This window comes from Streptococcus mitis (assembly GCF_047463435.1).
In the GTDB taxonomy this organism is placed as follows: domain Bacteria; phylum Bacillota; class Bacilli; order Lactobacillales; family Streptococcaceae; genus Streptococcus; species Streptococcus mitis_DS.
In genome coordinates this window covers 1-2,505 of the sequence record NZ_JASHDW010000024.1, presented here as the reverse complement: position 1 = coordinate 2,505, position 2,505 = coordinate 1, and the positions used below count along the sequence as shown (strand labels likewise).

The window sequence follows — 2,505 nt, the reverse complement described above, 5'->3', positions numbered from 1 at the left end:
AATCAGCAAGCACATCAGCTTCTGAGTCAGCATCAACAAGCGCTTCTGAGTCAGCCTCAACAAGTGCGTCAGAATCAGCGTCAACAAGCGCATCAGAATCAGCATCAACAAGTGCCTCTGAGTCAGCATCAACAAGTGCGTCAGAATCAGCAAGCACAAGCGCTTCTGAGTCAGCATCAACAAGTGCATCAGAATCAGCAAGCACAAGCGCTTCTGAGTCAGCATCAACAAGTGCGTCTGAGTCAGCCTCAACAAGTGCGTCAGAATCAGCGTCAACAAGTGCGTCAGAATCAGCAAGCACATCAGCTTCTGAGTCAGCATCAACAAGTGCATCAGAATCAGCAAGCACATCAGCTTCTGAGTCAGCATCAACAAGTGCATCAGAATCAGCGTCAACAAGTGCATCAGAATCAGCAAGCACAAGCGCATCAGAATCAGCGTCAACCAGTGCGTCAGAATCAGCAAGCACATCGGCCTCTGAATCAGCGTCAACAAGCGCGTCTGAGTCAGCATCAACAAGTGCGTCAGAATCAGCAAGCACATCAGCCTCTGAATCGGCATCAACAAGCGCTTCTGAGTCAGCATCAACAAGTGCGTCTGAGTCAGCAAGCACAAGCGCTTCAGAATCAGCAAGCACATCGGCTTCTGAATCGGCATCAACAAGCGCTTCTGAGTCGGCAAGCACATCAGCCTCTGAATCAGCCTCAACAAGTGCGTCAGAATCAGCAAGCACATCAGCCTCTGAATCAGCATCAACAAGTGCGTCTGAGTCAGCAAGCACATCAGCCTCTGAGTCAGCCTCAACAAGTGCGTCAGAATCAGCAAGCACATCAGCTTCTGAATCGGCATCAACAAGCGCTTCTGAGTCAGCATCAACAAGTGCATCAGAATCAGCAAGCACATCGGCTTCTGAATCAGCCTCAACAAGTGCGTCAGAATCAGCAAGCACATCAGCTTCTGAGTCAGCATCAACAAGTGCGTCAGAATCAGCGTCAACAAGCGCTTCAGAATCAGCATCAACAAGTGCCTCTGAGTCAGCATCAACAAGTGCCTCTGAGTCAGCATCAACAAGTGCGTCTGAGTCAGCATCAACAAGTGCGTCAGAATCAGCAAGCACATCGGCTTCTGAATCGGCATCAACAAGCGCTTCTGAGTCAGCATCAACAAGTGCGTCAGAATCAGCATCAACAAGTGCGTCTGAGTCAGCAAGCACATCAGCCTCAGAATCAGCATCAACCAGTGCGTCAGAATCAGCAAGCACATCAGCCTCTGAATCAGCATCAACAAGTGCGTCAGAATCAGCAAGCACAAGCGCTTCAGAATCAGCATCAACAAGTGCGTCAGAATCAGCAAGTACATCAGCCTCTGAATCAGCCTCAACAAGTGCGTCAGAATCAGCAAGCACAAGCGCTTCAGAATCAGCCTCAACAAGTGCCTCTGAGTCAGCAAGCACATCAGCCTCAGAATCAGCATCAACAAGTGCCTCTGAATCAGCAAGCACATCAGCCTCTGAATCAGCATCAACAAGTGCGTCTGAGTCAGCATCAACAAGTGCGTCAGAATCAGCAAGCACAAGCGCTTCAGAATCAGCCTCAACAAGTGCCTCTGAGTCAGCAAGCACATCAGCCTCTGAATCAGCATCAACAAGTGCCTCAGAATCAGCAAGCACATCAGCCTCTGAGTCAGCCTCAACAAGTGCGTCAGAATCAGCGTCAACAAGCGCTTCTGAGTCAGCCTCAACAAGTGCGTCAGAATCAGCAAGCACATCAGCTTCTGAGTCAGCATCAACAAGCGCTTCTGAGTCAGCCTCAACAAGTGCGTCAGAATCAGCGTCAACAAGCGCATCAGAATCAGCCTCAACAAGTGCCTCTGAGTCAGCCTCAACAAGTGCGTCTGAGTCAGCATCAACAAGTGCATCAGAATCAGCAAGCACATCGGCTTCTGAATCGGCATCAACAAGCGCATCTGAGTCAGCATCAACAAGTGCGTCAGAATCAGCAAGCACATCAGCCTCTGAGTCAGCCTCAACAAGTGCCTCTGAGTCAGCAAGCACATCAGCCTCAGAATCAGCATCAACAAGTGCGTCAGAATCAGCAAGCACATCAGCCTCAGAATCAGCCTCAACAAGTGCCTCAGAATCAGCAAGCACAAGCGCTTCAGAATCAGCCTCAACAAGTGCGTCAGAATCAGCAAGCACATCAGCCTCTGAATCAGCATCAACAAGTGCGTCTGAGTCAGCATCAACAAGTGCGTCAGAATCAGCAAGCACATCAGCCTCTGAGTCAGCCTCAACAAGTGCGTCAGAATCAGCGTCAACAAGCGCTTCTGAATCAGCATCAACAAGTGCATCAGAATCAGCAAGCACAAGCGCTTCAGAATCAGCCTCAACAAGTGCGTCAGAATCAGCAAGCACATCAGCTTCTGAATCGGCATCAACAAGCGCTTCTGAGTCAGCATCAACAAGTGCATCAGAATCAGCAAGCACATCGGCTTCTGAATCAGCCT

General features: G+C 49.7%; 1 protein-coding gene. It reads left to right on the top strand.

Annotated elements, in window-relative coordinates; translation table 11 throughout:
- A partial coding sequence (locus QM843_RS09780; protein ID WP_414399240.1) for a hypothetical protein occupies positions 1 to 2,505 on the top strand: 2,505 nt, incomplete at both ends.